Source organism: Mesorhizobium sp. WSM4850, from assembly GCF_055811735.1.
Genome location: NZ_JBVVPV010000045.1, coordinates 13,182 through 39,302 on the forward strand (window position 1 = coordinate 13,182; position 26,121 = coordinate 39,302).

The 26,121-nt window shown below is 62.5% G+C and carries 27 protein-coding genes; 13 read left to right on the forward strand and 14 right to left on the reverse strand.

Annotated features, from left to right (window positions below; translation table 11 throughout):
• Positions 1-19: 19 nt before the first annotated feature.
• Positions 20-559, forward strand: a complete 540-nt coding sequence (locus tag AC0L2Z_RS29075; RefSeq protein WP_031254642.1) for a hypothetical protein — start codon at positions 20-22, stop codon at positions 557-559.
• Positions 560-933: 374 nt separating this feature from the next.
• On the opposite strand, the gene rnd is transcribed toward AC0L2Z_RS29075, so the two are convergent.
• The 3 genes from rnd to AC0L2Z_RS29090 all read right to left on the reverse strand — a co-directional run bounded on the left by rnd (position 934) and on the right by AC0L2Z_RS29090 (position 4,092).
• Entirely contained in the window at positions 934-2,085 is a 1,152-nt protein-coding gene (gene rnd / locus AC0L2Z_RS29080) for a ribonuclease D (protein ID WP_473534649.1), read from the reverse strand.
• A gap of 97 nt (positions 2,086-2,182) precedes the next feature.
• Entirely contained in the window at positions 2,183-3,427 is a 1,245-nt protein-coding gene (locus AC0L2Z_RS29085) for an MFS transporter (protein WP_027154660.1), read from the reverse strand.
• Positions 3,428-3,588: 161 nt separating this feature from the next.
• Positions 3,589-4,092, reverse strand: coding sequence for a DUF3280 domain-containing protein (locus tag AC0L2Z_RS29090; RefSeq protein ID WP_023798437.1), 504 nt, complete (start codon positions 4,090-4,092; stop codon positions 3,589-3,591).
• Positions 4,093-4,350: 258 nt separating this feature from the next.
• Here AC0L2Z_RS29090 and aspS point away from each other — a divergent pair, with 258 nt between their 5' ends.
• Positions 4,351-6,141: an aspartate--tRNA ligase gene (aspS, locus tag AC0L2Z_RS29095; RefSeq protein ID WP_287176264.1), complete on the forward strand. Its 1,791-nt coding sequence runs from the start codon at positions 4,351-4,353 to the stop codon at positions 6,139-6,141.
• A 242-nt stretch (positions 6,142-6,383) separates the two neighbouring features.
• On the opposite strand, the gene AC0L2Z_RS29100 is transcribed toward aspS, so the two are convergent.
• Complete coding sequence (locus tag AC0L2Z_RS29100; protein ID WP_473629967.1) at positions 6,384-7,574, reverse strand: hypothetical protein; 1,191 nt, start codon at positions 7,572-7,574, stop codon at positions 6,384-6,386.
• A 251-nt stretch (positions 7,575-7,825) separates the two neighbouring features.
• On the opposite strand from AC0L2Z_RS29100, the gene parC reads away from it, so the two are divergent.
• The gene (gene parC, locus AC0L2Z_RS29105) at positions 7,826-10,078 is read left to right on the forward strand and encodes a DNA topoisomerase IV subunit A (RefSeq protein ID WP_287229646.1); all 2,253 of its coding nucleotides are present in this window, start codon (positions 7,826-7,828) and stop codon (positions 10,076-10,078) included.
• Between the two features lie 259 nt (positions 10,079-10,337).
• Positions 10,338-11,546, forward strand: coding sequence for an AI-2E family transporter (locus AC0L2Z_RS29110; RefSeq protein WP_023798433.1), 1,209 nt, complete (start codon positions 10,338-10,340; stop codon positions 11,544-11,546).
• On the opposite strand, the gene AC0L2Z_RS29115 is transcribed toward AC0L2Z_RS29110, so the two are convergent.
• The 3 genes from AC0L2Z_RS29115 to AC0L2Z_RS29125 form a co-directional block, all read right to left on the reverse strand.
• Positions 11,534-12,430, reverse strand: coding sequence for a DMT family transporter (locus AC0L2Z_RS29115; protein ID WP_128170674.1), 897 nt, complete (start codon positions 12,428-12,430; stop codon positions 11,534-11,536). The genes AC0L2Z_RS29110 and AC0L2Z_RS29115 overlap by 13 nt on opposite strands.
• A 128-nt stretch (positions 12,431-12,558) precedes the next feature.
• Positions 12,559-13,323 carry an arginyltransferase gene (locus AC0L2Z_RS29120; protein ID WP_027154654.1) on the reverse strand — a complete coding sequence of 255 codons (765 nt, stop codon included), beginning with the start codon at positions 13,321-13,323 and terminating at the stop codon, positions 12,559-12,561.
• 137 nt (positions 13,324-13,460) lie between these two features.
• Complete coding sequence (locus AC0L2Z_RS29125; RefSeq protein ID WP_023798430.1) at positions 13,461-13,925, reverse strand: RDD family protein; 465 nt, start codon at positions 13,923-13,925, stop codon at positions 13,461-13,463.
• 222 nt (positions 13,926-14,147) lie between these two features.
• Between AC0L2Z_RS29125 and sthA the strand changes: the two genes are divergently transcribed.
• The gene (gene sthA, locus AC0L2Z_RS29130; RefSeq protein ID WP_287175670.1) at positions 14,148-15,536 is read left to right on the forward strand and encodes a Si-specific NAD(P)(+) transhydrogenase; all 1,389 of its coding nucleotides are present in this window, start codon (positions 14,148-14,150) and stop codon (positions 15,534-15,536) included.
• Positions 15,537-15,549: 13 nt separating this feature from the next.
• On the opposite strand, the gene AC0L2Z_RS29135 is transcribed toward sthA, so the two are convergent.
• Positions 15,550-16,221, reverse strand: coding sequence for an alpha/beta hydrolase (locus AC0L2Z_RS29135; protein WP_473629968.1), 672 nt, complete (start codon positions 16,219-16,221; stop codon positions 15,550-15,552).
• 203 nt (positions 16,222-16,424) lie between these two features.
• Between AC0L2Z_RS29135 and AC0L2Z_RS29140 the strand changes: the two genes are divergently transcribed.
• A complete protein-coding gene (locus AC0L2Z_RS29140) occupies positions 16,425-17,642 on the forward strand; it encodes an OpgC family protein (RefSeq protein ID WP_473629969.1) in 1,218 nt (405 codons plus the stop codon).
• 9 nt (positions 17,643-17,651) lie between these two features.
• Here AC0L2Z_RS29140 and AC0L2Z_RS29145 read toward each other — a convergent pair whose 3' ends face one another.
• A complete protein-coding gene (locus AC0L2Z_RS29145; protein ID WP_023798425.1) occupies positions 17,652-18,734 on the reverse strand; it encodes a LacI family DNA-binding transcriptional regulator in 1,083 nt (360 codons plus the stop codon).
• Positions 18,735-18,870: 136 nt separating this feature from the next.
• Here AC0L2Z_RS29145 and AC0L2Z_RS29150 point away from each other — a divergent pair, with 136 nt between their 5' ends.
• Positions 18,871-19,011 (forward strand): hypothetical protein, encoded by a 141-nt coding sequence (locus AC0L2Z_RS29150; protein ID WP_023798424.1) that lies wholly within the window; start codon positions 18,871-18,873, stop codon positions 19,009-19,011.
• Between the two features lie 69 nt (positions 19,012-19,080).
• Positions 19,081-19,242, forward strand: a complete 162-nt coding sequence (locus AC0L2Z_RS29155) for a hypothetical protein (RefSeq protein WP_473629970.1) — start codon at positions 19,081-19,083, stop codon at positions 19,240-19,242.
• 36 nt (positions 19,243-19,278) lie between these two features.
• Here the strand turns inward: AC0L2Z_RS29155 and AC0L2Z_RS29160 are convergent, their stop codons facing one another.
• Together AC0L2Z_RS29160 and AC0L2Z_RS29165 are read right to left on the reverse strand one after the other, a co-directional pair.
• Positions 19,279-19,653 (reverse strand): DUF423 domain-containing protein, encoded by a 375-nt coding sequence (locus AC0L2Z_RS29160; protein ID WP_023798422.1) that lies wholly within the window; start codon positions 19,651-19,653, stop codon positions 19,279-19,281.
• 34 nt (positions 19,654-19,687) lie between these two features.
• Entirely contained in the window at positions 19,688-20,947 is a 1,260-nt protein-coding gene (locus AC0L2Z_RS29165; RefSeq protein ID WP_473629971.1) for a multidrug efflux MFS transporter, read from the reverse strand.
• Between the two features lie 176 nt (positions 20,948-21,123).
• Between AC0L2Z_RS29165 and AC0L2Z_RS29170 the strand changes: the two genes are divergently transcribed.
• Entirely contained in the window at positions 21,124-21,354 is a 231-nt protein-coding gene (locus tag AC0L2Z_RS29170; protein ID WP_473629972.1) for a DUF982 domain-containing protein, read from the forward strand.
• A 255-nt stretch (positions 21,355-21,609) separates the two neighbouring features.
• On the opposite strand, the gene AC0L2Z_RS29175 is transcribed toward AC0L2Z_RS29170, so the two are convergent.
• Entirely contained in the window at positions 21,610-21,768 is a 159-nt protein-coding gene (locus AC0L2Z_RS29175; RefSeq protein WP_023798419.1) for a hypothetical protein, read from the reverse strand.
• Between the two features lie 198 nt (positions 21,769-21,966).
• Between AC0L2Z_RS29175 and AC0L2Z_RS29180 the strand changes: the two genes are divergently transcribed.
• Together AC0L2Z_RS29180 and AC0L2Z_RS29185 are read left to right on the forward strand one after the other, a co-directional pair.
• On the forward strand, positions 21,967-22,125 hold the full coding sequence (locus AC0L2Z_RS29180) for a hypothetical protein (RefSeq protein ID WP_473629973.1): 159 nt from the start codon (positions 21,967-21,969) through the stop codon (positions 22,123-22,125).
• A gap of 66 nt (positions 22,126-22,191) precedes the next feature.
• Complete coding sequence (locus tag AC0L2Z_RS29185) at positions 22,192-22,932, forward strand: glycosyl transferase family 90 (protein ID WP_473629974.1); 741 nt, start codon at positions 22,192-22,194, stop codon at positions 22,930-22,932.
• Between the two features lie 34 nt (positions 22,933-22,966).
• On the opposite strand, the gene AC0L2Z_RS29190 is transcribed toward AC0L2Z_RS29185, so the two are convergent.
• Positions 22,967-24,010: an aldo/keto reductase gene (locus AC0L2Z_RS29190; RefSeq protein ID WP_473629975.1), complete on the reverse strand. Its 1,044-nt coding sequence runs from the start codon at positions 24,008-24,010 to the stop codon at positions 22,967-22,969.
• Between AC0L2Z_RS29190 and AC0L2Z_RS29195 the strand changes: the two genes are divergently transcribed.
• Both AC0L2Z_RS29195 and ppk2 read left to right on the forward strand, forming a co-directional pair.
• On the forward strand, positions 24,009-24,269 hold the full coding sequence (locus AC0L2Z_RS29195) for a hypothetical protein (protein ID WP_473629976.1): 261 nt from the start codon (positions 24,009-24,011) through the stop codon (positions 24,267-24,269). The genes AC0L2Z_RS29190 and AC0L2Z_RS29195 overlap by 2 nt on opposite strands.
• Positions 24,266-25,186, forward strand: a complete 921-nt coding sequence (ppk2, locus tag AC0L2Z_RS29200; RefSeq protein WP_473629977.1) for a polyphosphate kinase 2 — start codon at positions 24,266-24,268, stop codon at positions 25,184-25,186. The genes AC0L2Z_RS29195 and ppk2 overlap by 4 nt, the downstream gene beginning before the upstream one ends.
• Before the next feature lie 272 nt (positions 25,187-25,458).
• Here the strand turns inward: ppk2 and AC0L2Z_RS29205 are convergent, their stop codons facing one another.
• Positions 25,459-26,103 carry a dihydrofolate reductase family protein gene (locus AC0L2Z_RS29205; protein WP_473629978.1) on the reverse strand — a complete coding sequence of 215 codons (645 nt, stop codon included), beginning with the start codon at positions 26,101-26,103 and terminating at the stop codon, positions 25,459-25,461.
• Between the last annotated feature and the right edge of the window lie 18 nt (positions 26,104-26,121).

Genomic DNA, 26,121 nt, shown 5'->3' on the forward strand with positions numbered 1-26,121 from the left:
CGCACGAAGCCTGACGGCAATGATGCTGCGGCTGTCGCGCCACGCTGCCGCGCTCTGTTTTGTCTGCGCGGGGGTTTTCGTCGCCATGACGGCGATGGAGTTCCTCTATTTCCGCCAGCTGAGCGGCGGCCTGCCGTCGCTCGATTTGCGCTTTGCCGGGTTCACCCCGGACGAGGGCATGGCCTGGCTGACGGCACTCGGGCGTCGCGGCAGCGAGATCATCCTGGTCTGGCATTACCTGACCTTCGACCTGCTATTTCCGGCGCTGCTGTCGCTGACATTGGTCAGCCTGATCCTTGCCGCCGGGCGGCGGCTGAAGAACTTCCGGGCTCTGTCGGCCCAGCTTCAGTCGCTGTTCGCGCTTGTCCTGGTGCTGCCCTACACGCTTGCCGATTATGCGCAGAACATCGCGGTGGCCCGCATGCTCTCCGATTTCCTGTCGGCCAATCCGGACTCGCTGTCCTTCGCCTCGGCGCTGATCGTCATCAAATTCGCGCTTCTGGCGATACCCGTGATCGTCATCGCGGTATTTCACCTGGCCGCTCAGAAACAGCGCTGACTGCCCTTCTCCCCTTTGTGGGAGAAGGTGGCCGAGCCCACGGGTCATGCCTTTGGCAAGCCCGAGGACAGGCTCAACTCGGTCGGATGAGACACATCGCCCGGCGCCGGGCGCCATCGTAGATGAAAGGTACGCGGGCGCTTTCTCTGATATATCGGCTTTGAAATCGAGCCCCTGGCCCAAGCCGCTATCCGATTGAAATGAAACAGAGTTTGAAGTTACTTTCATGGCAGGGGTGTTGGAAGGATCGCGGCCATTAAATCTTTAAAATCATTCAATATTTTAACGCGGCGTCTCTTCCAGAACCCCTCATCCGTCTCGGCGCTAACGCGCCGATCCACCTTCTCCGCAAGGGGAGAAGGACGTCGCAGACGCTACAAATCGAACAGCGCGATCTTGCGCTTGTCGAACTTGATGGCGAGCTCGCCGCGCACCAGTTTGAGCGCCGCCTCGCCGAACACGGCGCGTCGCCAGCCTTGCAAGGCCGGCACGTCGGCGTCCTCGCCCTCGGCGGCGATGCGGTCGATGTCGTCGCTCGAGGCCAGCACCTTCGAAGCGACGCCCTCCTTTTCGGCGACGATCCGCAACAGCACTTTCAGCAGTTCCGCGGCGGCATTGGAGCCTTCGGGCGGCTGAAAACTCTTCGGCAGCTTCGGCATCTCTTCCCTGGGCAAGGCAAGCGCGCTGTTGACCGCGCCAAGCAGCGCCGTTGCCGTCGCCGAGCGTTCCCAGCCTTTCGGCGTGGTGCGCAGCTTGCCGAGTGCTGCCGCATCGCGCGGCGCCTGCTGCGCCACCTCATAGATGGCGTCGTCCTTGAGCACCCGGCCGCGCGGCACGTCGCGTTCGCGCGCCTCACGCTCGCGCCATGCCGCCACCGCTTGCACGATCGCCAGTTCCTGCGGCTTGCGCAGCCGCATCTTCAGCCGCTTCCAGGCGTCCTCCGGATGCGGATCGTAGGTTTCGCGGGCGGTCAGCACGTCCATCTCCTCGTTCAGCCAGTGGGCGCGGTTTTCCCGCACCAGCTCGGCGCTGAGGTGCTGGTAGACCTCGATCAGATGGGTGACGTCGGCAAGCGCGTAGTCGAGCTGTTTTTCGGAAAGCGGCCGGTGGCGCCAGTCGGTGAAACGTGAGGACTTGTCGAGCCGGGCGCCGGTGACCTTCTGGACGAGTTGGTCATAGGAGACGCTGTCGCCGAAGCCGCAAACCATCGCCGCCACCTGGGTGTCGAACACAGGATGCGGCACCAGATCGCCGAGATGAACGATGATTTCGATGTCCTGGCGCGCCGCATGGAAGACTTTGACGACCGCCTCGTTGGCCATCAGCCTGAAGAACGGCTTCAGGTCGATATCGGATGACAGCGGGTCGATCAGCGCCGTCACCCCGGGTGCTGCCATCTGGATCAGGCAGAGAATCGGCCAAAAGGTCGTCTCCCGAATGAATTCGGTGTCGACGGTGACGAAATCCGACTTTTCGAACGCGGCGAGAGCGGTCTCGAGTTCTTTTTGGGTGGTGATGACGTGCATCAAATCGCTTTTGGCAAAGTGTAAGGTCTCCTTCAATTTCAGCCGCGCGGGCTTTCGTCAAGCCGCTGTCCGGGTTTCAAGACCTGGCGGGCCGTCATCATTGCCTGGCAGGCCCGTCGGAATCATCGTTGCGCTTGGCCAGCCGGGCGAACACCGTCGATGTGCGCAAAAGTCCGATGAAACGGCTGCGATGGCCGGCCGGCACGCCCGATCGCACCTGCATCCGGTACAGGATGACCACGACGAAGATGGCGTAGACGGTGGCGGTGAACACGAACAGCGCGCTTGGCCCGAAATACTGCATCGCCGTTGAGGCGGCGAACGGCCCGCCAATGGCGCCGAAGGAATAGAACAGCATCAGCGCCGCGTTGATCAGCACGAACTCGCCCTTGTCGGCGCGGTCGTTGGAGTGCGCCGCCGACAGCGAATAGAGCGGCATGGCGAAGCAGCCGAAGATGAAGACGATCACGAAGTTGAGGGACGGATCGCTGCGCGCCCAGAACACCAGCGCCAGCGACGCCAGCAGCGCGCAGCACGTCGTTATCAGCAGCACCGAACGCCGGTCCCAGCGGTCGGACAGATAGCCGAGCGGATACTGGATGATGGCGCCGCCGAATATTCCGACGCTGACGAAGGTGACGACGTCGGTGACCGACATGCCGATCTGTTCGGCATAGACCGGCGACAATGTGCGAAAAGCGCTGTTGGTGACGCCGACGGCAATGCAGCCGAAGCAGCCGAGCGGCGAGATCCGCCAGACGCGGGCGAGATCGAGCTTGACGTCTTCGGGCGGGGTCGGGTTGGAGCGATCGCCAAGCGACACCGGTACCAGCGAGAGCGTGATCATGATCGACATGACGGCGAAGATGGCGAAACCGCTGGCGCCGACGATCGGGATCAGGAACTGTGCGCCGGTGACCGAACCGATGTCGACCATCCGGTAGATGGCCAGCACCCGCGCGCGGTCCTTGTTGGCGGCTCCGGAATTGAGCCAGGCTTCCATGATGGTGAACAGGCCGGCGAAGCAGAAGCCGCCGGCGAGACGCAACGCGCACCACATGACCGGGTCGACGACCAGCACCAAAAGCAATGTCCCGGCCGAAGCGATCGCCGCCAGCGCGGAAAACGCGCGGACATGGCCGACGGCCTTCATGATGTGGGTGACGGCGAGGCAGCCGAGCAGGAACCCGGCGAAATAGAACGTCCCCATCAGGCCGATGGTCGAGGCCGAAAACCCCTCCTGCGCCCCGCGCAATGCGATCAAGGTGCTCTGCAGGCCGTTGCCGCCGAGCAGGATGCCGGCGGCAATAAGGAGCGGGATCAGCGGGCGCATGGAGGACATGAAGGAGGGCCTGTCGTTGGTCCTTCTTGAACCATCGCCCACGCCAATGCCAGCGGCAATTGCCGGCGGTTAGCAGGCCAGCGCCGGCTATCAACGTATCAGTTTGATTTTAGCTGGGAATCTTTCGCGCTGCCGATGGCGCACTCGGGTGGCTTGCCACCCTACCGAAGAATTCTGTTTTTCATCAGCCATTTGACGGAGCGGGGCCACGCGTAATTCGCACCCATGCGCAGGTCGGTAAACCCCTGCGAAACAGGTTGCCCGGTATCAGCGTCGAGGATGCGAATGAACATCGTATGCTCTGTTCGGCTGACGCGCGTTACGACGCCCAGCAAGGCAAGAGACGCGCCGTGCTCTTTGGCGATCTTGCTTTCACAGCCGCCGCAATTGCGCAATCCGTGCGGCGCCACCGCCTGCTCATCCCCGGCTGGCACATCAAGCACTGTAAAGCGCCCTGACTGGGAGAGCATGTCCTTCGCCATTTGTGCCGACTCGGACAGATAGCGCCTATCATGTTCATCCGGCGGAATTATGCCTGCGCCAGCGCTCTTGTCTTCCAATTCGAAAGGAAACACCTCGATGGACATCGGCTTTGTCTGTGCGTGTGCAAATGCGCAGGTGCCGACAAGCAGCATCACCAGGACAGTCAATGTGCGAATGCGCATGGTAGTCCTCCCGCCAATGTGACGGCCATTGTACACGGCTCGGCCACGCTGATCACGATCAGGCGGAGGAAATTCTACACTTTGACTGTGGTGCGGAGTTTTCACACAGCCACGGACGAATGCCGAAGTTCGAATCAAGATGCTGCCCGGGCGACGCCTGCCTTGACAAAGGCGGCCTCTCATGTGCTTTTCGCGCAAATTTTCGGGCCGGGCCATCATGCCTTGGCCGCAATCAGACATCCGGACTTATCCATGACAATGCATCGTTACCGCAGCCATACCTGTGCCCAGTTGAGGAAAAGCGACGTCGGCTCTTCCGTTCGCCTTTCGGGCTGGGTGCATCGCGTACGCGATCATGGCGGCCTGCTGTTCATTGATTTGCGCGACCACTATGGCCTGACGCAGATCGTCGCCGACCCGGATTCGCCGGCTTTCAAGATTGCCGAGACCGTGCGCGGCGAATGGGTCGTCCGCGTCGACGGCGAGGTCAAGGCTCGTCTGGCCGAGACCGCGAACGCCAATTTGCCGACCGGCGAAATCGAGGTTTTCGCGCGCGAGATCGAAGTGCTGTCGGCGGCCAAGGAACTGCCGCTGCCGGTGTTCGGCGAGCCGGACTATCCCGAGGACATCCGTCTCAAATACCGCTTCCTCGATTTGCGCCGCGACACGCTGCACAAGAACATCGTGGCGCGCACGAAGATCATTGCCGAGATGCGCAAGCGCATGGGCGAGGTCGGCTTCACCGAATTCTCGACGCCGATCCTGACCGCTTCGTCGCCCGAAGGCGCGCGTGATTTCCTGGTGCCGTCACGTATCCATCCCGGCACCTTTTACGCGCTGCCGCAGGCGCCGCAGATATACAAGCAATTGATCATGGTGTCGGGCTTCGACCGTTACTTCCAGATAGCGCCTTGCTTCCGCGACGAGGACCCGCGCGCCGACCGGCTGCCGGGCGAATTCTACCAACTCGACCTGGAAATGAGCTTCGTCGAGCAGGACGACATTCTGGCGACCATGGAGCCGGTGATGCGGGGCGTGTTCGAGTCCTTTGCCGCCGGCAAGCCGGTGACGCAGGAGTTTCCGCGCATCGCCTATGACGTCGCCATGCGCAAATACGGCACCGACAAGCCGGACCTGCGCAACCCGATCGAGATGCAGGCGGTCTCCGAACATTTCCGCGAGTCCGGCTTCAAGGTGTTCGCCAACATCCTTGCCAACGACCCGAAGGCCGAGGTCTGGGCCATTCCGGCCAGGACCGGCGGTTCACGCGCTTTCTGCGACCGGATGAATTCCTGGGCGCAAGGCGAAGGCCAGCCGGGCCTCGGCTACATCTTCTGGCGCAAGGAGGGCGAGAAGCTCGAAGGCGCCGGTCCGCTCGCCAAGAACATCGGCGAGGAGCGCACCGAGTCAATCCGCCTCCAACTCGGGCTTGCCGATGGTGACGCCGCCTTCTTCGTCGCCGGCGACCCGAAAAAGTTCGTCTCGTTCGCGGGCGCGGCACGCACCCGCGCCGGCGAGGAGCTGAACCTGGTCGATCGCGACCGTTTCGAACTATGCTGGATCGTCGACTTTCCCTTCTTCGAATGGAACGAAGACGAGAAAAAAATCGATTTCGCCCACAACCCGTTCTCGATGCCGCAGGGCGGCATCGATGCGCTCAACGGTGAGGATCTGCTCGGCATCAAAGCGTTCCAGTATGACATGGTCTGCAATGGTTTCGAGATCGCTAGCGGAGGCATCCGCAACCATCTGCCGGAAACCATGGTCAAGGCATTCGAGACTGTCGGGCTCAATCGCGAGACGGTCGAGGAGCGCTTCGGCGGCCTCTACCGCGCCTTCCAGTACGGCGCACCGCCGCATGGCGGCATGGCGGCCGGCATCGACCGCGTCGTCATGCTGCTGGTCGGTGCCAGGAACCTTCGTGAAGTGACGATGTTCCCGATGAACCAGCAGGCCTATGATCTGTTGATGAGCGCGCCGTCGGAAGCCAGCCCGCAACAGCTTCGCGAATTGTCGCTGCGCGTCGCAGTGACCAAGAAAGAGGGTTAAAAACCTCCCGCAACCGACTCTAAACGCTGTCGTTTTGCGCTGCCCTCATCCGCCTGACGGCACCTTCTCCCCGTATAGTGACGGGGAGAAGGACAGATGGCCGCGACGTTGGCACCCGTCTTGCAACGCTGCCAGTTGGCGAAATCATTTGTGACGGTGTCTTTTTCCCCGTCACTATCCGGGGAGAAATGCCCGGCAGGGCAGTGAGGGGCGGCGCTGACGCTCCGAGGCCCCCGCCCCAATCAGTCTTCGTTCGCCTTGACCGTCACGCCAAGCGTCTTCGTCAGGTCCGCCGGGTTGGACATGGCGCCTGCCATGATCAGCGCGAACGGCACCGCTGCCGGCGGCTCGGCCAGGATCTCAATGCTCTGCGGATCGTCGAGATATTTGCCGACCGCAGCCGACACCTGCGCCGTCAATTCCGGATTGTTGAGCTGCGCCATGCCGAAAGGCACGACCGCCTTGGCCTGGTTGGCGACGTCCTTGCCGGACATGCCTTGCTGCTTGCCGACATAGTCCAGCACCTTGTTGGTCAGAGAATCGTCGTCAAAGCGGATCGAAGCGCTGTTGAACGAAAGCTGCTGCAAAACGCCAAGCATGGCCATGCCTTGCGCCGAATTGTCGGCGCCTTCGGGCTGCGCCGCCATCTTCTTCTGCATCTCCTGTAACGACTTGATGACGTCGAGCGTGTAGCCGCCGAAACCGAAGGTCATGCCGAGCGTTCCGGCATTGTCGACGGAGATGTCGTATTTCGACAGCTCCATCTTGCCGTCCGCAGGCTGCCAGGTGCCCTCCATGGCAAGGTTTCCGGTGATGTTCTGGTAGCCGAGCGCGTTGATCACGTCCTTGGACTTCGGGTCCTCGACCAGCGTCAGGTCGGCATTGAACTTTTCCGTGGTGCCGGAAAACACCATCGCCTTGCCGTCGGCTGGCGGGGTGATTTCGATGGCGAGCCCGTCCATCGAGAAGGCGGTCTTGTCGGCGACCTTGACCGTCATGTTGTCGAGCTCGGCCGATTCATACATCATCATTGAACCGAGCGGGCCTGTGGCGCCGTCGGCCGGAACCGTCATGTCGTGGATGATGAAGGGGCTGAGGTCGAGCGTGACGCCGTTTTCGCTGTGCTGGAATGCCGAAGTCGAGACGGTTTCGATTTCATAACCGCCATTGGCTTCGGTCACGCCTTCGAGCTTGATGTCGCCGATCTTGAGCGCTTCCTTTTCGGCCGCCGGTTTGAGGGCCACGCCCTGCAGCACCATGCTGGAGGCATCGCCCGTCACCCCGGTCCAGGAGATGTCGACGCCCTGCGCGGCGAGAGCCGCCTTCAGCCGTTCGGCGACCGCCGCATCTTGCGCGAGGGCCGCATTCAGCGGCAGCGTCAGCAGCAAGGTCGAAAAAGCGAGTTTGTTGAGTGTCGAGCGTCTGATCGTCATCGCGGTTCCCTGAGAGTGTGCTGAAGATTTTTCAATTTGTTGCGCCGTCACCCTTCCGTGACGAACTGGACGGGAAAAAGGCGTTCCGCCGCACAATGGTGGAAAACCACGGCGAAAGGCAAATCCGATCCATTGTCATAGAAGCGGGATGTAACCGAGTGATGTTGCTGGCATCCGGTTCGTATTGCGCAAGAGGCTGCCCCATTCAGGCGCCTCTTGCCGCGAATCACCCGCTCGGCTAGTCCCAACCTATGGGAAAAAGGCTTTTGCCGCCTGGCGATGGCGGTGGCGACAACATCGAGCCGGTCGATCTGAAGAAAGCGCTGGAAGAGCGCTATCTCGCCTATGCGCTGTCGACCATCATGCACCGGGCGCTGCCGGATGTGCGCGACGGGCTGAAGCCGGTCCATCGCCGCATCATGCATGCCATGCGGTTGCTCAGGCTCAACCCCGACCAGGGCTTCGCCAAATGCGCCCGCATCGTCGGCGAGGTGATGGGCAAGTTCCATCCGCATGGCGACCAGTCGATCTACGACGCGCTGGTGCGGCTGGCGCAGGATTTTTCGATGCGCTATCCCCTGGTCGACGGCCAGGGCAATTTCGGCAATATCGATGGCGATAACGCTGCCGCCATGCGCTACACCGAAGCGCGCATGACCGACGTGGCGACCGAGCTGCTGTCCGGCATCACCGAGAATGCGGTCGACTACCGGCCGACCTACAATGAGGAGGACGAGGAGCCGGTCGTGCTGCCCGGCGCCTTCCCCAACCTGCTCGCCAACGGCTCGTCCGGCATTGCCGTCGGCATGGCGACCTCGATCCCGCCGCACAATGCCGCCGAGCTTTGCGACGCCGCCCTGCATCTGATCGAGCAACCCGATGCGCCGGTGACGACGTTGATGGATTTCGTCCAAGGCCCGGATTTCCCGACCGGCGGCATCATCATCGACAGCCGCGCCTCGATCCTCGAAGCCTACGAGACCGGTCGCGGTGGTTTCCGCGTCAGGGCGAAATGGAGCCAGGAGGACCAGGGCAGGGGCACCTGGAGCATCGTCGTCACCGAAATCCCCTATGGAGTCCAGAAGGCGCGGCTGATCGAAAAGATCGCCGAGCTGCTGATGGCGCGCAAATTGCCGCTGCTCGAGGACATCCGCGACGAGAGCGCCGAAGACGTCCGCGTAGTGCTGGTGCCGAAGAGCCGTTCGGTCGATCCCGGCATCCTGATGGAATCGCTGTTCAAGCTGACCGAGCTCGAAAGCCGCTTTCCGCTCAACATGAACGTCCTGTCGCGCGGCAAGATACCCAACGTGCTGTCGCTGAAAGGCGTGCTCAAGGAATGGCTGGAGCACCGCCGCGAGGTGCTGATCCGCCGCTCCAGGCATCGCCTCGGCGAGATCGAAAGGCGGCTGGAGATCCTCGCCGGCTATCTGATCGCCTATCTCAACATCGACGAGGTGATCAGGATCATCCGCGAGGAGGACGAGCCCAAGCAAGTGATGATGGCGCGCTGGTCGCTCACCGACAATCAGGCCGAAGCCATCCTCAACATGCGGCTGCGTGCCCTGCGCAAGCTCGAGGAATTCGAGATCCGCAAGGAATTCGACGGTCTCACCACCGAGAAGAAGCAGATCGAGGCGCTGCTCGCGTCCGACGCCCGGCAGTGGTCGATGATCAAGTGGGAGGTCTCCAGCATCCGCGAGAAATTCGGACCGGAAACCGCGCTCGGCAAGCGCCGCACCCAGTTCGCCGACGCCCCCGAACATGACCTGACCGACATTGCCCATGCCATGATCGAGCGCGAGCCGGTCACCGTGGTCGTTTCGGAAAAGGGCTGGCTCAGGGCGATGAAAGGTCATCTGACCGACCATTCGTTGCTGACCTTCAAGGAGGGCGACAGCCTCAAGCTCGCCTTCCACGCCCAGACCACCGACAAAGTGCTGGTCTTCACCACCGGCGGCAAGTTCTACACGATCGGCGCCGACCGGCTGCCGGGCGGGCGCGGCCATGGCGAACCGATCCGCATCATCGTCGACATGGACAACGACCAGGACATCGTCACCGCCTTTGTCCATGATCCCAAGCGCAAGCTGCTGTTGGTGTCGCACGACGGTAACGGCTTCATCGTGCCGGAAGAGGAAGTCGTCGCCAACACCCGCAAGGGCAAGCAGGTGATGAATGTCAAGGCGCCCGACGAGGCCCAACGCTGTATGCCGGTCGCCGGTGACCATCTCGCCATCGTCGGCGAGAACCGCAAGATGCTGATCTTCCCGCTCGCCGAAATCCCCGAGATGGGGCGCGGCAAGGGCGTTCGCCTGCAGAAATACAAGGATGGCGGCGTCCTCGACCTCAAGACCTTCACGCTCGCAAGCGGTCTCTCCTGGCAGGATTCTGCCGACCGCACCTTCACCAAATCACGTGAAGAGCTGGTCGAATGGATCGGCGCCCGAGCCTCGGCTGGACGCATGGTGCCGAAGGGATTCCCGAGGACGGGGAAATTCGGGTAGTTGCTAATCTCCCCCCTAGAGGGGGAGATGTCGCCGAAGGCGACAGAGTGGGTCGTCGCGCGTGAAGCTCCAGCCTCCTCTATTAGGGTCGCGTCTGAACGTTCCGACCCCCTCTGGCCTGCCGGCCATCTCCCCCTCAAGGGAGGAGATTAGCAGCTCCATCCAAACATTTGGAATGTCGTCACGATTGCTGCACTATGTCGGTGCATAAGCATCGCTACATTAGGCGCGGACACACGCGTTTGGGAGAAATGGGCATTTGAAAGAAGCCAGGGTTCGGAAACCGGAAGGGCAGCAACGCCTGTTCGGCCTGTCGACGCCGGTCAGATCCGCAGTCATTCCGCCGCTGTCCGCGGCGCGGTGGCTGCTGGTGCTGATCGTTGCCGCCGGGGTCTATTTCTTTCATGGTTTCCTGGTCCCGGTGCTGGCTGCTCTGGTCATCGCCTTTGCCAGCTGGCCGCTCTATCGGCGGTTGCTTGCTGCCGTCGGCGGCAACCGCACGGTCGCCGCGACATTGGCGATCCTGTTCATCCTCGCCTTCCTGGTGGTGCCGATCGCGCTCGCCGGCGCCTACGCCAGCAACGAAGTCCGCGAATGGGTTGGCTGGGCGATCGAGACCAACCGCCATGGTGCGGTGACGCCGCACTGGATCGCCACGCTGCCGGTGGTCGGCGACTGGCTGAACGAGCAGTGGACGCGCAATCTCGGCCATCCCGGCGGCATCGGCGAGCTGATCCAGCTGATCAGCGGCGCCAACATCGGCAGCATCTACCGCGGCGTGCTGGCCGCCGGCGGCAGCGCCTTCGGCCTTCTGCTGGCGCTGCTGTTCATGATGATCGCGCTGTTCTTTGCCTATCGCGACGGCGAGCATTTCGCCGGGCAGGTCGACCGTCTCGGCGAACGCATCCTGCCGACCAGGTGGGAGCGGATTTCACGCGTCGTGCCGGCGACGATTTCCTCGACGGTGACCGGCATGACCATTATCGCCATCGGCGAGGGGGTGGTGCTGGGCGTGGCCTACTGGCTGGCCGGCGTGCCGTCGCCGGTGACGCTCGGCGCCCTGACCGGCATCATGGCGCTGATCCCCGGCGGCGCACCGCTGTCCTTCACGCTTGTTTCGATCTATCTCGCCGCCAGCGGCTCGCCGATGGCCGGTTTGGCGCTGTTCATCTGGGGAAGCGTCGAACTGTTCATCGTCGACAAGACATTGCGGCCGAAGCTGGTCGGCGGCCCGATAAAGCTGCCGTTCCTGCCGACCTTTTTCGGCCTGGTCGGCGGCGTCAAGACGATGGGCTTTCTTGGCCTGTTCATCGGTCCGGTGCTGATGGCGTTGCTGGTCGCGATCTGGCGCGAATGGCTGCGCGAGGTGGAATTGGCCGACGAGCTTGCCCCCGCAGCGCCGGCGGAACTCGAAGGGGCGCCGCCGCAAATCGAAATCGTTGCCGAGAAGAAGTCTCAGGCCGGGTGACGGACTGCAAGGCTGGCGCGGCGTTTTCGCCCCTCACGCAGCTGCCATAGCGAATGGGCGACCAGCGTGACGATCAGGATCGCACCGCCGATCAGGCTGTTGCGCGACGGCATCTCGGCAAAGATCATCCACATCCAGACCGGCGCCAGCACGGTTTCGAGCAGATAGAACATCGCCACTTCCGGTCCCGAAATATATTTCGGTCCGTTGGCGAGGCAGAAGAACGAGATCGGCATGATGACGGCGCCGTTGAAGATGATCCACCACGGCGCGTTCACCTGGAACCCTTCGCCCGAAACCATGAACACCGCGACGGCCAGGGGCAGGATCACGCCGATCAGCGAAGTGAACCCCATGTCCTTGCCGCTGGCGCGCGAGATGGTGATGGCCAGCGCAATGAAGAAAGCCGAGCACAACGCCATGAGATCACCGAACAGGTGGCCGGTGCCGATCGAATCGCCGACGATGATCGCGACGCCGACGATCATGACCAGCATCGCCATCACGGTGACCAGTCGCGGCTGCTCCTTCAGGAACAGCCAGGACAGCAGCGCCGCGAACACGGCGTTGAAGGCCAGGATGAAGACCAGATTGGCGGTCGTGGTGTGATAGATACTGATGACGAAGGTAACCGAGGTCAGGCCGTAGCACAGGGCGACGACGAGCCCTGACCAGCCGGGGATGAGCTGCGGCGCGTTACGGCTCAGCGAGCGCCACACGGCCCAGATGATCAGCGCCGCGACCAGGGTGGTGCCGGTGCGCAGCAGGAGGATCGTCCATGCGCCGCCGTCGGCGAGCCGGATCAATGGAATGTCGATGGTCAGCGTCAGCCCGCCGATGGCGGTGATGAGAAGGCCTTTTTGATGATCGTTGTGGGACGACATGGCAGTTCCCGCAATGAATTTGGAGGCAGGCGCAAAATTGGCCCAGCGTCTGGCGTTTCAGCCACGCAGCCGAAAACCAGAAGCATCCTCCCTTGAAGCAGTTTAAGGATGGTTGGCGAAAGAGCGGATCAGCGCGAAACCGCTTCGTGGTCGTAGCGTTCCCAGCCTTTCGGGCCGAGATGCTCCTGCGGCATGAAGCGCATCTTATAGTTCATCTTGCGCGAGCCGTTGACCCAGTAGCCAAGATAGACATGGGGCAAGCCCATCGCCCTGGCGCGAGCGATGTGGTCGAGGATCATGAAGGTGCCGAGCGAGCGGTCCTCGAAGTCCGGGTTGAAGTAGGAATAGACCATCGACAGGCCATCGGCCATCTTGTCGGTGAGGGCGACTGCGATCAGCTCGCCCTGGCCCTTGCCGGTAATAAAGCTGTCGGGGCCGCGGCGCCGGTATTCGATGACCTTGGTGTCGACATGCGTGTCCTCGACCATCATGGCGTAGTCGAGCACCGTCATGTCGGACATGCCGCCGCGGCGATGGCGGGCATCGAGATAGCTGCGGAAAAGCGAATACTGCTCGGTCGACGGTTGCGCGTCGTGCATCGCGCCGATGAGGTCTGAATTGTGCTGTATCACCCGCTTCATATTGCGGCTGGCAGTGAATTCCTGCGCCAGGATGCGCACCGAAACGCAGGCGCGGCAGGTCTCGCAGGCCGGCCGGTAAGCGATGTTCTGCGATCGCCGGAAGCCGCCTTGCGTCAACAGGTCGTTCATCTCCGATGCCTTGTCGCCGACCAGATGCGTGAACACCTTGCGCTCGAACTGGCCCTCAAGATACGGGCATGGCGACGGCGCGGTCAGGAAGAACTGCGGCGACTGGGTTGGATGCTGCGTCATCGACCCTTGGAAACACTCCTGCGAATCATCATACCTTTGGCGCGCACGGCGAAAAATTCAACAGGATTGTGAAAGCGTGGCTACCGGACGCCTTCACTTTGCACATAAATGCTCGCTGGGGCTGGTGAAAAGCTGTTTCAGCGGTCACTGCGGCTGACCACCGTGCCGAGCAGCAGGTCGTGCAGCGTGCGCTTGCGGTCGGCAAACAGCGACACCAGAAGGACCAGCGGCGTCAGGATGACGTTGCCGGCCCAGAACAGAACCGAATGCACCACCGCCGTCAGCCCGTCGATGCGGGTGCCGTCCAGACGGTCGAGCCGGATCCCCATCATCTTCATGCCCGTCGTGGCCTGGTCGGCGCTGCCGAGCGTGTTCCAGATGTAAAGGATGGCGACGGCCGGCACGAGGATGGAAAACAGCATCCAGCCAAGGCCAAGCGTCAAAATCCCGAGGAAGAACACCAGGATCGCGAACGGAATGGTGAGCAGCGCGACGATGCAATAATCGATGATGAAGGCGAGGACACGCCGCGTGCGCACGCCATCATAGGCCCTGACATCATCGAGCCTGCTGATTTCGCCGTCGAGAACGCGCGCGTTCATGTCATTTCCTCGCAATCAGGCCCGGCATAGGGTGCGGGCCGCCTGGTGTTGAAATGGTGAAGTCCTGCGGCGGAATCAAGATCGAGCCTTTTTTCGGCCCTGCTACCGGAGGCAACGCCGAATGTAGACTGGATCGGTTGAATTTGCAGCACGGATGACGTTAGTTTGCTGCAGCGCAACAAATACGGCAAATGCGCCCAAGGGGCGAGGGACAGGGCCAATATGGACTACGACATGCTGGTCATCGGCAGCGGGCCCTCAGGGCGCCGCGCCGCGGTGCAGTCGGCCAAGCTCGGCAAATCCGTGCTGGTGGCCGACAGGGGCCGGCGCCTTGGCGGCGTGTCCGTGCATACCGGCACCATTCCGTCGAAGACCTTGCGGGAAACCGTGCTCAACCTCTCGGGCTGGCGCGAGCGCGGCTTCTACGGGCGCGGCTACCGGGTCAAGCAGGATATATCGGTCGGTGATCTGATCGAACGCCTGCACAAAACGCTCGATCACGAGGTCGAGGTGCTGCAGCACCAGTTCATGCGCAACACGGTCAAGAGCGCGCGCGCCACAGTCAAGTTTCTCGGTCCCAACAGAGCCAGCCTGACGACGGATACCGGCGACTACAGCGAGGTCGGTTTTGCGCATGCGCTGATCGCGGTCGGCACCCGCCCGCACCGGCCGCGCGACGTGCCCTTCGACAAGATCCGTGTCTTCGACAGCGACGAAATGCTGGAACTCGAGCGCCTGCCGCGGACGCTGACGGTGATCGGCGCCGGCGTCATCGGCGTCGAATACGCGACGATCTTTTCGGCGCTCGACGTGCCGGTGACGCTGGTCGAGCCGCGCGACAGCATCCTCGATTTCGTCGACCGTGAGATCGTCGACGATTTCATCCATCAGATGCGCGACCGCGGCATGACGATCCGGCTCGGCAGTGCGATCAAGGAGATCGCCTCGAAACCAGACTATGCCGAGGTGACGCTTGCCGACGGCCGCAGCATACGCTCGGAGATGGTGCTTTATGCGGCGGGGCGCACCGGCAATGTCGGCGCGCTCGGCCTCGATGTGGTCGGCATCGAGGCCGACTCCCGGGGCCGCATCAAGGTCGACCCGCAGAGCTTCCGGACCAGTGCGCCGAACATCTATGCCGCCGGTGACGTCATCGGCTTTCCGAGCCTCGCCTCGACCTCGATGGAGCAGGGCAGGGTGGCCGCCTGCCATGCCTTCGGCGTGCCGTTGCCACCGCCGCCGGAAACCTTTCCCTACGGCATCTACGCCGTGCCGGAAATCTCGACCGTCGGCCAGTCCGAGGAGCAGGTGCGCGAGGGCGGCGGCGCCTATGAGGTCGGCGTGGCGCGCTTCCGCGAAACGTCGCGCGGCCATATTATGGGCGTCAACACCGGCTTCCTGAAGCTTCTGTTCTCGATCGAAACGCGCCGGCTGCTCGGCGCGCATATCGTCGGCGAGGGCGCAACCGAACTGATCCACATCGGCCAGGCGGTGATCAATCTCGGTGGCACCGTCGATTTTTTCGTAAACAACACCTTCAACTATCCGACGCTGGCCGAAGCCTACAAGATCGCCGGGCTGGATGCCTGGAACCGGATGGGGCGGGGATAGGGCGACGGGCTCATCAATTCGCCAGCGCGATGGCGGCTGCCGGGCCCGCCAGCCACTGCCTGACGATTTCAGCATCCCGGTCGCCGATTTCATGGCCGGAGGCGATGGTGTGGGCCTCGACCGCGGCGCCATGCGATTCGAGCAATGCGACCAACGCCGGGGCGAAGGGCGCGTAGGTCAGGTCATCTGCGCCGGCGATGATCAGCACGCGCGCTTTGGACAGATCGGCCGGGGGCACGTCGTCGAGCACCGGCATCGGGCGCAGCAACGCTGCCCGTTCGATGCGGCCGGAATGCAGCAGCATCACGCTCGAAACCAGATTGGCGCCGTTTGAATAGCCGAGGAAACTCGTCCGGGCGAGATCGAGACCGTGGCGCTTCGCGGCCGTGGTGATGAAGCCGGCGAAAGCGTCCGCCTCGGTGCGGATGCTCTCCTGTTCGAAGCGCGTCGGCGTGATCCGCGCGAACCAGCGGAAACCGTCCTCCTGGGCGATACGGCCGCGCACGGCCACCAGCACGGCGCGCGGTGCGATTTGCCGCGCCAGCGCCACCAGCGTCGTCTCGTCGACGCCGGACCCGTGCAGCAGGAAAAGGCATTCGCCGCTCGCATCCACGGGCCGGTAAAGGCGGTAGAAAAACGGCAGGTCGCGCCGCAAAAAGCCGTCTTCTGGAGGTTTTTCGGCCATATTGCATCCTTTTGATTTCGTGTGGTTTTCATTCATTTGCCGGCTTCAAAACGGAATATTTTCGGGCTCCTTCAAAGTTGATTGAACCGGGCGCATTTCAGTCCGTTTGTTTGCCGATATGCTCCTGCGGGAGGAATCGAAGCGGTGCGTCCGGCGGTCGCATCGATCGCGGCATGAACAACCAGCTTTGAGGCCTTTTATCAATGACCATGCCAATTTCACCGGATCGCGGCACGCGTATCCCGGAGCACGGCAAGCGTGCCGCGGAACGCGATACGCGCATTGATGTGTTCCGCGCTCTCGCTCTGCTGATCATATTCGTCGACCATGTCCCGGGCACGGTTTTCGAAACCCTGACCTACAAGAATTTCGGCTTTTCGGATGCCGCCGAGGCCTTCGTGCTGATCTCCGGCATGTCCGTCGCGCTCGCCTACGGCGCAAAAATCCAGTCCGGAGACCGGCTCCTGGCGACACTGAAATTGTGGCGCCGCGCCGGAGTGCTCTATGTTGCCCACATCGTCACGACGATGGCGGTGCTGGCCATCTTCTGCGCGGCGGCGATGTTCGCGAAGCGGCCGGACATGCTGACGCTGATCAACATCGAACCATTGATCAGGGACCCGCAACATGTGCTGATCGGCATCGTCACGCTTGGCCATCAGCTTGGCTACAACAATATCCTGCCGGTCTATGCGGTGCTGCTGCTGATGGCGCCAACCTTGCTGCTGTTCATCAGCTACCGGCCTTTCACGGCGCTCACCCTGTCCGGAACTCTGTGGCTGGTTGCCGGGATCTACCAGATCGCCCCGCCGAATTACCCTGAGCCCGGCTTCTGGTTCCTCAATCCGCTGTCGTGGCAGTTCCTCTTCAACATCGGCTTGGCGAGCATGCTGCACATCAGGCGCGGCGGCGTCATTCCGGTCAATCGCTGGCTGGTCGGCGCGTCGGCGGCCTATGTCGCGACGGCGTTGGTCTGGGTATACAGCCCGCTATGGGGGCACGTGTCGTGGCTGAACCTGCCGGTGGTGCTGGCCGGCTTCGACAAGACCTTCCTGTCGCTGCCGAGGCTGCTGCACATCCTGGCGGTGAGCTATCTGATCGTGGCGTTTCCTTCTGTCTCCAACCTGTTCCGCACCAGCCGCGACCATCCGATCGCCATATTGGGCAAGCGATCGCTGCCGGTTTTCATCACCGGCACGGTGATTGCCATGGCGGCGCAGGTGATGAAACTGATCAACCCGGGCGGATTTGCCTATGACAGTCTGCTGATCGCCGCCGGCATCGCCATGCAGTTCGCGCTCGCCTATTATCTCGAATGGCTGTCTTCTATTGGCGGCAACAGCAAGCCGGTCGCCAGCCAGGCGCCGCCGATCCATGCGTCCTTCGGCGTGGGCGGCATGGCGGCAGGCGTTAATAGGTAGACGCCAGGCTCAGGCTGCCTTGGGCGGCGGTCCCGAAGATGCCCTGACGACAAGCTCGACGCCAAGCGTCTCGCGCCGCACCGTGCCGTCGAAATCGAGGATCGTTCGCGCCGCCCGGCGGCCGATCTCGGCGATTGGCTGCGCGACCGTGGTCAGCGGAGGATCGCAAAGTGCGGCGTCAGGCACGCCGTCGAAGCCGACGACGGAGACGTCGCCGGGAACCGCAATGCCACGCGCGGCCAACCATTCGATCGCGACCATGGCGATCCGGTCCGACATCGCCAGGATGGCGGTCGGCTGCGCTGCCGAGGCGAAGATCGTTTCGAGGCCGGCCCTTGTGCTGGCTTCGTCGTTTTCGGTCTCGTATACCGGTATCCCGGCGGTATCGACGCCATACCGGGAAAACGCCTCGAAATAGCCGACGAGGCGATCGCGCGTGCCGGTGTAAAGGGCCGTCCGGACCTTCTCCGGCGAGACAAGGCCGGTGCTGCCGTCGGCGAAGGGCAGCGCCAGCACGGCAAAGCGCCGATGGCCAAGCTCGGCGAGATGCTGCGCCGCCAGGCGGGCGCCGGCGACATTGTCGACGCCGATTGCCGAAACGGTGTCGTCGTCGAAGCCGAGCTCAAGCGCGACAAAGGGGAGTTTGCGTTCGCGCGTCAGTTCGACAAGCCGTGAACCGCCCTCGATGCAGAACAGGATGAAGCCGTCGACGAGCGCGCTCTGGATGTTCCAGGCAAGTTTTTCCTGGTTGCCGGCCGATACCAGCGCTATTCCCGCGCCGGTGGCGTCACAGGCCTCGGAAATGCCGGCCATCATCGCGCGGGCAAAGGGATCGTCGAAGAAATAGGACAGCGGCTCGGTCGTGGCAACGCCGATCGCGTTGACCTTGCCGGCGCGCAGCAGCCGACCCTTCGGGTCGGGACCGGCATAGCCCATCGCCTCGGCCGCCGCCTTGACCCGTTCGCGGACTTCCTCGCGCACGATCTCGGGACGGCTGAACACGTTGGAGGCGGTGCCGTGCGAAACCCCGGCGGCCTTGGCGATGTCGGCCAGCCGGATGGGTCTAGTATTGCTTTCGCTGGATGATGCCATTTTTCTGCTCCAGCCTGCTATCTAGCACCTTTGTTGGATCGATTCAAATTTTGCTTGACATCATCGCGGTTCAAGCCCACTTTTGAATCGATCCAATTAAGTATCGTCATTGGATCGATTCAGCAAGGAGCGAGCCATGCACCCCGTCAATTATCTGTTCGAAGACATCTATCGCAACGACTGGAGCATAATTTCGAAGCCGGAGACCCGGACGCGTCGAGGCAGCGCCGGCTGGATCCGCGATCTGCAATTTCTCGTGGAGCGCAAGCGGAGCTGATCGGCAGCGCTTTTTTCATGCCTGTCGATTGGATCGATTCAAACCTCAAGTCGAAGAGGAAACCAAGCCATGCACCCGATCAACCATCTGTTCGAAGAGATCTATCGCAACTATTGGGGCATCTCGCCGGCCATCGACAGGCCGGGAGCGGCGGCGCCTGGCCAAGCCGGCGGCACGCAATCGCGACCTGCCGGTCCGGCCCGAGCGCCGGCAAGAGTGGCCATCGTCTGACTGACCGTCGTTTGGCGGAAGCCGAATCCGGCCGCCTCAGGAGCGCGGGCGCCTCAGCGCCGAGGCCGCAACGGCCAGCCAGCCGGCGATGAGCAAGGTGCCGCCGATCGGCGCCGACATCGAAAAAAGCCGCGAGCCGAGGAAGTCGCGGGCAAGGAGATCGCCGCAGAACAAGACAAGCCCGACGAGAAGAATAAGGCTTGCGGTTCGCATGATCCGGTTTGCGCCAACGAGGCCGACGGCAAGGAAGACCGGTGCATGCATGAGCAGGAAGGTCGCGACCGTGCCGACGAAAGCGCCGCCCAGATGTGCCGCCGCGGCAGAAAGCGCCACACCGGCCGCGCCGCACAGGCCGCCGGCGAAAACAAGGATGCGGCCGATGCCGCTTGCTGGGTGGTCGGCTGTGCTCATGGCTTGGACTCCGTGAAGTGGCCCGCAAACGGTGTCAGGATTTGCCCGCCTGCACCAGCATGTCGCGTGCGCGGCGCGACTGGACCAGCCAGTTATACGCCGCTCCGCCCGCCATCAGCACGGATGTGCCGAGAAACACCGTGCGCATGCCGAAATGACCGCCGACGAAGCCGCCGAGCAGCGGGCCGGCGACCTGTCCGACATATTGGGCCGAGATCGACAGACCGAGCACATTGCCGCCGACGCCGTCCGGAACATTGTGGCGGATGACACTGGTGATGCATGGCAAGAGGCCGCCAAGCGCCAGTCCCATCAGGAAACGCAGGCCGACGAGCTGCCAGCCCTGGGTGACGAAAGCCTGCGGGATCAGCAGCAGCCCCGAGACGGCAAGCGCCGCAATGATGACGTTCCAGTGGCCAACGCGGTCGGCGAGCTTGCCGAGACGCGAGGCCGACAGGATGGCGCCAAGTGCCGCCGCCGACATGACCACGCCGGACATCAGCGTGACGCGGCTTTGGTCCTCGATGATCTGTTGCACATAGACCGCGATGATCGGCTCGATCGACATGGTGGCGAAACTCAGCAGCGTGCCGGTCACCAGCATGGCGACGACGGGGCGCTTGTCCGGGATTTGCGACCAGCCGCCTTTTGGCTTGTCAGTCGATGCCGATTTGTCGGTTTCCGGGCGAGGGTTCTCCTTGATGAGAAAAGTCGTTGCCAGGAACGCCAGGAAAATGACGCCGCCGGCGAGCAGGAAGGTGGCGCGGATGCCGATCAAGGGCGGCAGCGCGCCGCCGAGCAAGGGACCGACGAGAGCGCCGCCGGTGATGCCGGCCGACAGCACGCCGAGCGCCCAGCCCGACCGCTCCTTCGGCGTCTGCATGGCGACGAGAATGGTCGAGCCCGAGGAATAGCCACCGGCGAAACCGATCAGCAGGCGTAGCAGCACCAATTGCCAGACGGTCTCGACCATGCCGGTCAGGGACATGCAGACGGCCATGCCGAAACTGGCGCGCACCAGCATCAGCTTGCGGCCGTAGCGGTCGCCAAGCCGTCCCCACAGCGGCGCGACCAGCGCGGCGGCGAAGAAGGTCGCGCCATAGGCGATGCCGGACCACTGCACAACAGCCGCGTGGCCCTCGGCGCCCAGCTGCTCTACGTAAAGCGGCAGGAAGGGCAACAGCAAGGTCATGGCGACAAGCGTGCTGAACGAGCCGGCAAAGCACACGGCGAGATTGCGGCGCCAATGGATATTGTGGGCGCCTTGGGTGGCAGGGGTGGAGTCTTGCGGCATGTCTGTCCTGTCCGGCAGCCTCTCGACGGCATCATTGCACAAGAACTGGCGCGGCCTGCCTGCCAGGGGATTAGCCAGCGTCGCGGCGTGATTGCGGTGGCAACCACTTTCGCGCTCGCTTCGCGAGCGGCGATGGCGTAAGAGCGGCGATGGAAAACAACCGATTTGAAACACCCGTGACCGTCAAGGGCGCGGCGGGAACCACTCAGCTCTTGCGCACGGCCCGCGAGGCTTCCGACTACCTCCTCAACAACTGGCCCCGCAAGCGCAGTCCAAAGCACCGCGAAGCGCTGCAGGCCTGCCATGATGCGCTGGCCGGCGACAAACCGGCAATGATCGCAAGGCGTGCCTTCATCGCCGCCGCCCGCGAAGTGAACGTTTTCGTCAGCGACAAGGCGCCGGTCTGAAGACGCAGCGAAATCTGATCAGCCTCGCGGGCCGGGTGCGCTTTTACTAAGGGGCAATCGCTTCAGGTTTGCAGTGCCCCTCATTGCCCTGCCCGTCCTCCGCAGCAGCTGCGGAGGATGGGCCGGGCATTTCTCACCGGACGGGAGAAAGCGGCCTGCATCAATGATTTCGCCAATCTCCAGCGTTGCGGAAAGCGCGCCAAGGTTGCGGCCAGGTCCCTTCTCGCCGTCACTATGAAGCGATTGCCCTGCAGTTTACTCTGCGGTTTCCGTTTCGGTCTCGGACGTGGTCTCGTCTTCCGGCTTCGAACGTTCCTTGGCTGCAACCTTGGCCGCTTGCTTTTCCGCCTTCTTGGCAGCCTTCTGCCGGTCGCGTTCCTTGCGTTCCTGGCCGTAATTCGGTGCTCGCGCCATATCTCTTCCTTTCGCAATCCAAAGGGTTATTAGCCCTGCCTAGGAGCATTGGGCTCCAAACACAACACCACAAAGAGCGATCGGCTCCATAGACAGCCGGCAGGCCGGCTGAACACGGTTCCGTGGCTTGCAAGCCGGCACAATGGTGTAGGAGGCACCGGGGGGCAAATCACAAGCCGACTTTTCACCAAGTGACCGATGGCCACCCTTCAAAGAAACGCACAGAAGCTATTCTACTATGCGCGCAATGCCGTGCGCGATATCGCACCGCAGGCGCTGTTCCGCCGCAGGCTCGCCGGGCTGCTCGATCAGGCCAGGCTTTCGGACGGATCGGTCCGCGCGCGTCTCAACTACTAATTGCAGGACGCTTTCGCGCCGAGCGGCGGGGCCGTGCCGCTCAGCCGGCTACCGAGAGGCCGGAGCATGTATTACTACGATCTGAAGGAATTTACCCGCTACTTCGATCCCGATTTGCGGATCGACCTCGAATTCGGCGACGTCGCCGACGTGCCTGCGATGCCGTCGATCGTCAAGGATCGGCCGATCGCCGGCGACAACAGCAACGGGGTCCTGTTCAAGCTCAACAAGTTCCGCCACTTCCACATGCCCGCCGATGATGTAGCCTTCGCGGACAAGCTTCCGGTTGCAGTGTGGCGCGGCGAGCTCAACAACCCGATAAGGACCTTGCTTCTGGAGGTTGCGCGCGATCTGCCCTTTTGCGATGTCGGAACGCCCAAACCGACGGCAGCGCCGGAATATCGCAAGCCTTATCTGAGCATCGACCAGCAGCGGCGCTGTCGCTACATCATTTCGCTCGAAGGCAACGATGTGGCGACCAACTTGAAATGGGTCATGAGTTCGAATTCGCTTTGCCTGATGCCACCGCCGACATATGAGACATGGTTCGCCGAAAGCGAACTCGTGGCTGGTGTTCACTATGTGCCGCTCGAACCCGATTTCACGGATCTTGCCGAGCGGGTGCAATATCTCGAACGGCATCCGACTGAGGCCGAACGCATCGTTGCCGCCGCCAACGCCTATTGCCGCAAGTTCGCCGACGAGCGGGCCGAGCAGGCGATCTGCTTGCTCGTGCTCTACAAATATTTCGTGCTCAGCGGCCAGATCGAGCCTGATCCCGAGGTCTGGCGTTTTATTTCAGGCTAAGCCCGCGGCGACTTCGACCTGATCCGGATCGTTGTCAGATGTCCTCCCGGTCAAGAACCAGATCGGCCGGACCAAACCGGTCTCTTGCCGTGAATTGCTGGTGCCAATAGGGGTAGAGAACGGGCGGGCGGCTCACAGCGTCGAGGCGTGCGCGCTCATCGCTGGTCAGCACCAGGCTGGCTGCGGCGATATTGTCCTTGAACTGCGCTTCGGTCCGTCCGCCGATCACCAGCGAACTGACCGCGGGCCGGCCGAGCAGCCAGGCAAGCGCCACCTGCGCCGCCGAAACGCCATGGTTCTCGCCGATATGGACAAGCACGTCGACGATCCGCCACAGCCGGTCCTCGTCGCGGATCGGCGGTTCGGTCCAGCCGCTGATCTGGCGGGCGGTGGCCTGGTCGCGGTGGTATTTGCCGGACAGCAGTCCACCGGCGAGCGGGCTCCATACCAGCACGCCAAGCCCCTGGTCGACCGAGATCGGCAGCAGTTCATATTCGGCTTCGCGCGCTTCCAGCGTGTAGTGGATCTGCTGGGTGACGAAGCGCGGCTGGTGCTGGCGGTCGCTGATCCCCAGCGCCTTCATCACTTGCCAGCCGGAATAGTTGGAGCAGCCGACATAGCGGATCTTGCCCTGGCTGACGAGCGTGTCGAGCGCGGCGATGGTCTCTTCGAGCGGCGTCGTGCCGTCCCATTCGTGCAGGAAATAGATGTCGATGACGTCGGTCCTGAGGCGCTTCAGGCTCTTCTCGCACTCGCGGATCAGATGATAGCGCGACAGGCCCTCATCGTTGGGACCGCCGCCGATCCGCATGCGCGCCTTGGAGGCGATCAGCACATCGCCCTTGCGTTTGCCGCCGAGCGCTTCGCCGATGATCTCTTCCGAAAGCCCGTTCGAATAAACATTGGCGGTGTCGATGAGATTGATGCCGGCATCGATGCAGAGGTCGATCATCCGGCGTGCCTCGTCGAGATCGGTCTTGCCGACCGCCGAAAATGCGCCAGCGCCGCCAAAAGTCATGGTGCCCATGGTCAGCGTCGAAACCTTCAGCCCGGAACGGCCGAGTGTGCGGTATTCCATGTCAGATCCTCGCGATTGCGTTGAAAAGGGTGCTTTGAAGGTTGCTCGGGGAAACCTGGCATTTGTAGGACAATTCGAGCCGCTTGTCGTGCGTGCCAGGCAGGCTGATCGATCACATCTCGCGGAGTTGGGGACCGGCGTGCGGGCCGGCTGCAATAAAACCGTCATTGCCGGCCTATATGGAAGTCGGCTCAAGGTGTCCGATCTCGGCCCGCAGGCCGAGGCCGACGCGGGCGTGCACGCGGAGCAGCATAAATGACCGAAGCAAAACAGGATTCTCCCGCCAGGGACTGGCTGGAAGCGGAACTCGCCGACACGCTCGACGAGGACTACGAACTGGAGATGTCGGAACCGGCGCTGTCGCTGGAAATCGCCAAGATCTACAAGAACGCGCATCCGCCCTCGATGGATCGCCTGCAATATTTTCGCGACCTGATCACGCTGCAATCCGAATTGATCAAGCTGCAGTCCTGGGTGGCTTACACCAGGAAGAAGCTGGTGGTGGTTTTCGAGGGCCGCGATTCGGCCGGCAAGGGGGGCGTCATCAAGCGCATCACCCAGCGGCTCAATCCGCGCATCTGCCGCGTCGTCGCACTTCCGGCGCCGACCGAGCGCGAGAAATCGCAATGGTATTTTCAGCGCTACGTGCCGCATCTGCCGGCAGGCGGCGAGATCGTGCTGTTCGACCGCTCCTGGTATAACCGCTCCGGCGTCGAACGTGTGATGGGCTTCGCCGAGCCGGACCAGGTCGAGGAGTTTTTTCGCGACGTGCCGGAGTTCGAGCGCATGCTGGTCCGCTCCGGCATCACCCTGGTCAAATACTGGTTCTCCATCACCGACGAGGAGCAGCAGATGCGTTTCCAGATGCGCATCCATGATCCGATGAAGCAGTGGAAGCTGTCGCCGATGGACCTGCAGTCGCGCGTGCGCTGGGAACAGTATACCAAGGCCAAGGAAGAGACCTTCGCCCGCACCAACATTCCCGAAGCCCCCTGGTTCATCGTCGAGGGCAACGACAAGAAGCGGGCGCGGCTGAACTGCATCGATCATCTCCTCAAGCAGATGCCTTATGAGGAAGTGCCGCACGAAGAGATCACGCTGCCCGATCGCGTCTTCAATCCAGAATACGAGCGCCAGGTGCTGCCGCGCGAGCTGTATGTTCCGGAGAAGTATTGATTCATGGCACCCTTCTCCCCGTCACTATACGGGGAGAAGGTGCCGGCAGGCGGATGAGGGGCTGCGCCAACCTCGACAATTTACCCCCCAATGTCACTGCATGGGGACAAAAATTATTCTGATGCATATTGCGAGAGGGCGTATTGTCCAGCAGCTTAACCTTTCATCGATTGCGCCGCCGCTCATTGCCCTGCCGGGCATTTCTCCCCGTATGGTGACGGGGAGAAAGGGGCCTGCACCGAGGCTTTCGCCAACAGAGCAGACGAAACGTCCTAATCGCGCTCGATGGTGACATGCATGGCATTCGGCGTGCCCACCTGCTCGCTGCAGCGGTAGCCGAGTTTGACCATATCGATGCCGGCAAAAAGGTTTTCGCCTGAGCCGAGCAGCATCGGCGATATCGCCAGATGCATGTCGTCGATGAGCTTTTCCCTCAGATATTGCCGGATCGTGGCGACGCCGCCGCCGAGCCGGACATCCTTGCCGTCAGCCGCGGCTTTTGCCTTTTCCAGCGCCGAGTGAATGCCGTCGGTCACGAAATGGAAAGTCGTGCCGCCCTCCATGACGATAGGATCCCGCGGATGGTGGGTGAGCACGAAGACCGGCACATGGTAGGGCGGATTGTCTCCCCACCAGCCCTTCCAGGTATCATCGGGCCAAGCGCCGCGGATCGGTCCGAACATGTTGCGGCCCATGATCCACCCGCCGATGTTTTCGAAGCTGCGCGTTACGAACGCGCCGTCGGTATCCGTGGTCCCGTCATCTTCGCCGGACATGTTGCGGAAGGTTCTGGTCCCGAACATCCATGTGTGCAGGGCTTCCCCGCCGACGCCCAGCGGTTCTTTCAGGTCCTGGTCGAGACCGGCGCCGAAGCCGTCGATAGATACGGTGAAAGCGTTGACGCGAAGCTTTGACATGAGGACCTCCCTCTAATC

Coding starts and splice junctions, on each gene's coding strand:
- AC0L2Z_RS29085 (WP_027154660.1), bottom strand. CDS start 3,427: ATGTCCTCCATGCGCCCGCTGATCCCGCTCCTTATTGCCGCCGGCATC.
- AC0L2Z_RS29100 (WP_473629967.1), bottom strand. CDS start 7,574: ATGACGATCAGACGCTCGACACTCAACAAACTCGCTTTTTCGACCTTG.
- AC0L2Z_RS29185 (WP_473629974.1), top strand. CDS start 22,192: ATGTATTACTACGATCTGAAGGAATTTACCCGCTACTTCGATCCCGAT.
- AC0L2Z_RS29090 (WP_023798437.1), bottom strand. CDS start 4,092: ATGCGCATTCGCACATTGACTGTCCTGGTGATGCTGCTTGTCGGCACC.
- AC0L2Z_RS29135 (WP_473629968.1), bottom strand. CDS start 16,221: ATGGCCGAAAAACCTCCAGAAGACGGCTTTTTGCGGCGCGACCTGCCG.
- aspS (WP_287176264.1), top strand. CDS start 4,351: ATGCATCGTTACCGCAGCCATACCTGTGCCCAGTTGAGGAAAAGCGAC.
- AC0L2Z_RS29175 (WP_023798419.1), bottom strand. CDS start 21,768: ATGGCGCGAGCACCGAATTACGGCCAGGAACGCAAGGAACGCGACCGG.
- ppk2 (WP_473629977.1), top strand. CDS start 24,266: ATGACCGAAGCAAAACAGGATTCTCCCGCCAGGGACTGGCTGGAAGCG.
- AC0L2Z_RS29190 (WP_473629975.1), bottom strand. CDS start 24,010: ATGGAATACCGCACACTCGGCCGTTCCGGGCTGAAGGTTTCGACGCTG.
- rnd (WP_473534649.1), bottom strand. CDS start 2,085: ATGCACGTCATCACCACCCAAAAAGAACTCGAGACCGCTCTCGCCGCG.
- parC (WP_287229646.1), top strand. CDS start 7,826: ATGGGAAAAAGGCTTTTGCCGCCTGGCGATGGCGGTGGCGACAACATC.
- AC0L2Z_RS29140 (WP_473629969.1), top strand. CDS start 16,425: ATGACCATGCCAATTTCACCGGATCGCGGCACGCGTATCCCGGAGCAC.
- AC0L2Z_RS29180 (WP_473629973.1), top strand. CDS start 21,967: ATGGCCACCCTTCAAAGAAACGCACAGAAGCTATTCTACTATGCGCGC.
- AC0L2Z_RS29150 (WP_023798424.1), top strand. CDS start 18,871: ATGCACCCCGTCAATTATCTGTTCGAAGACATCTATCGCAACGACTGG.
- AC0L2Z_RS29145 (WP_023798425.1), bottom strand. CDS start 18,734: ATGGCATCATCCAGCGAAAGCAATACTAGACCCATCCGGCTGGCCGAC.
- AC0L2Z_RS29195 (WP_473629976.1), top strand. CDS start 24,009: ATGTCAGATCCTCGCGATTGCGTTGAAAAGGGTGCTTTGAAGGTTGCT.
- AC0L2Z_RS29160 (WP_023798422.1), bottom strand. CDS start 19,653: ATGAGCACAGCCGACCACCCAGCAAGCGGCATCGGCCGCATCCTTGTT.
- AC0L2Z_RS29115 (WP_128170674.1), bottom strand. CDS start 12,430: ATGTCGTCCCACAACGATCATCAAAAAGGCCTTCTCATCACCGCCATC.
- AC0L2Z_RS29120 (WP_027154654.1), bottom strand. CDS start 13,323: ATGACGCAGCATCCAACCCAGTCGCCGCAGTTCTTCCTGACCGCGCCG.
- sthA (WP_287175670.1), top strand. CDS start 14,148: ATGGACTACGACATGCTGGTCATCGGCAGCGGGCCCTCAGGGCGCCGC.
- AC0L2Z_RS29125 (WP_023798430.1), bottom strand. CDS start 13,925: ATGAACGCGCGCGTTCTCGACGGCGAAATCAGCAGGCTCGATGATGTC.
- AC0L2Z_RS29075 (WP_031254642.1), top strand. CDS start 20: ATGATGCTGCGGCTGTCGCGCCACGCTGCCGCGCTCTGTTTTGTCTGC.
- AC0L2Z_RS29165 (WP_473629971.1), bottom strand. CDS start 20,947: ATGCCGCAAGACTCCACCCCTGCCACCCAAGGCGCCCACAATATCCAT.
- AC0L2Z_RS29205 (WP_473629978.1), bottom strand. CDS start 26,103: ATGTCAAAGCTTCGCGTCAACGCTTTCACCGTATCTATCGACGGCTTC.
- AC0L2Z_RS29155 (WP_473629970.1), top strand. CDS start 19,081: ATGCACCCGATCAACCATCTGTTCGAAGAGATCTATCGCAACTATTGG.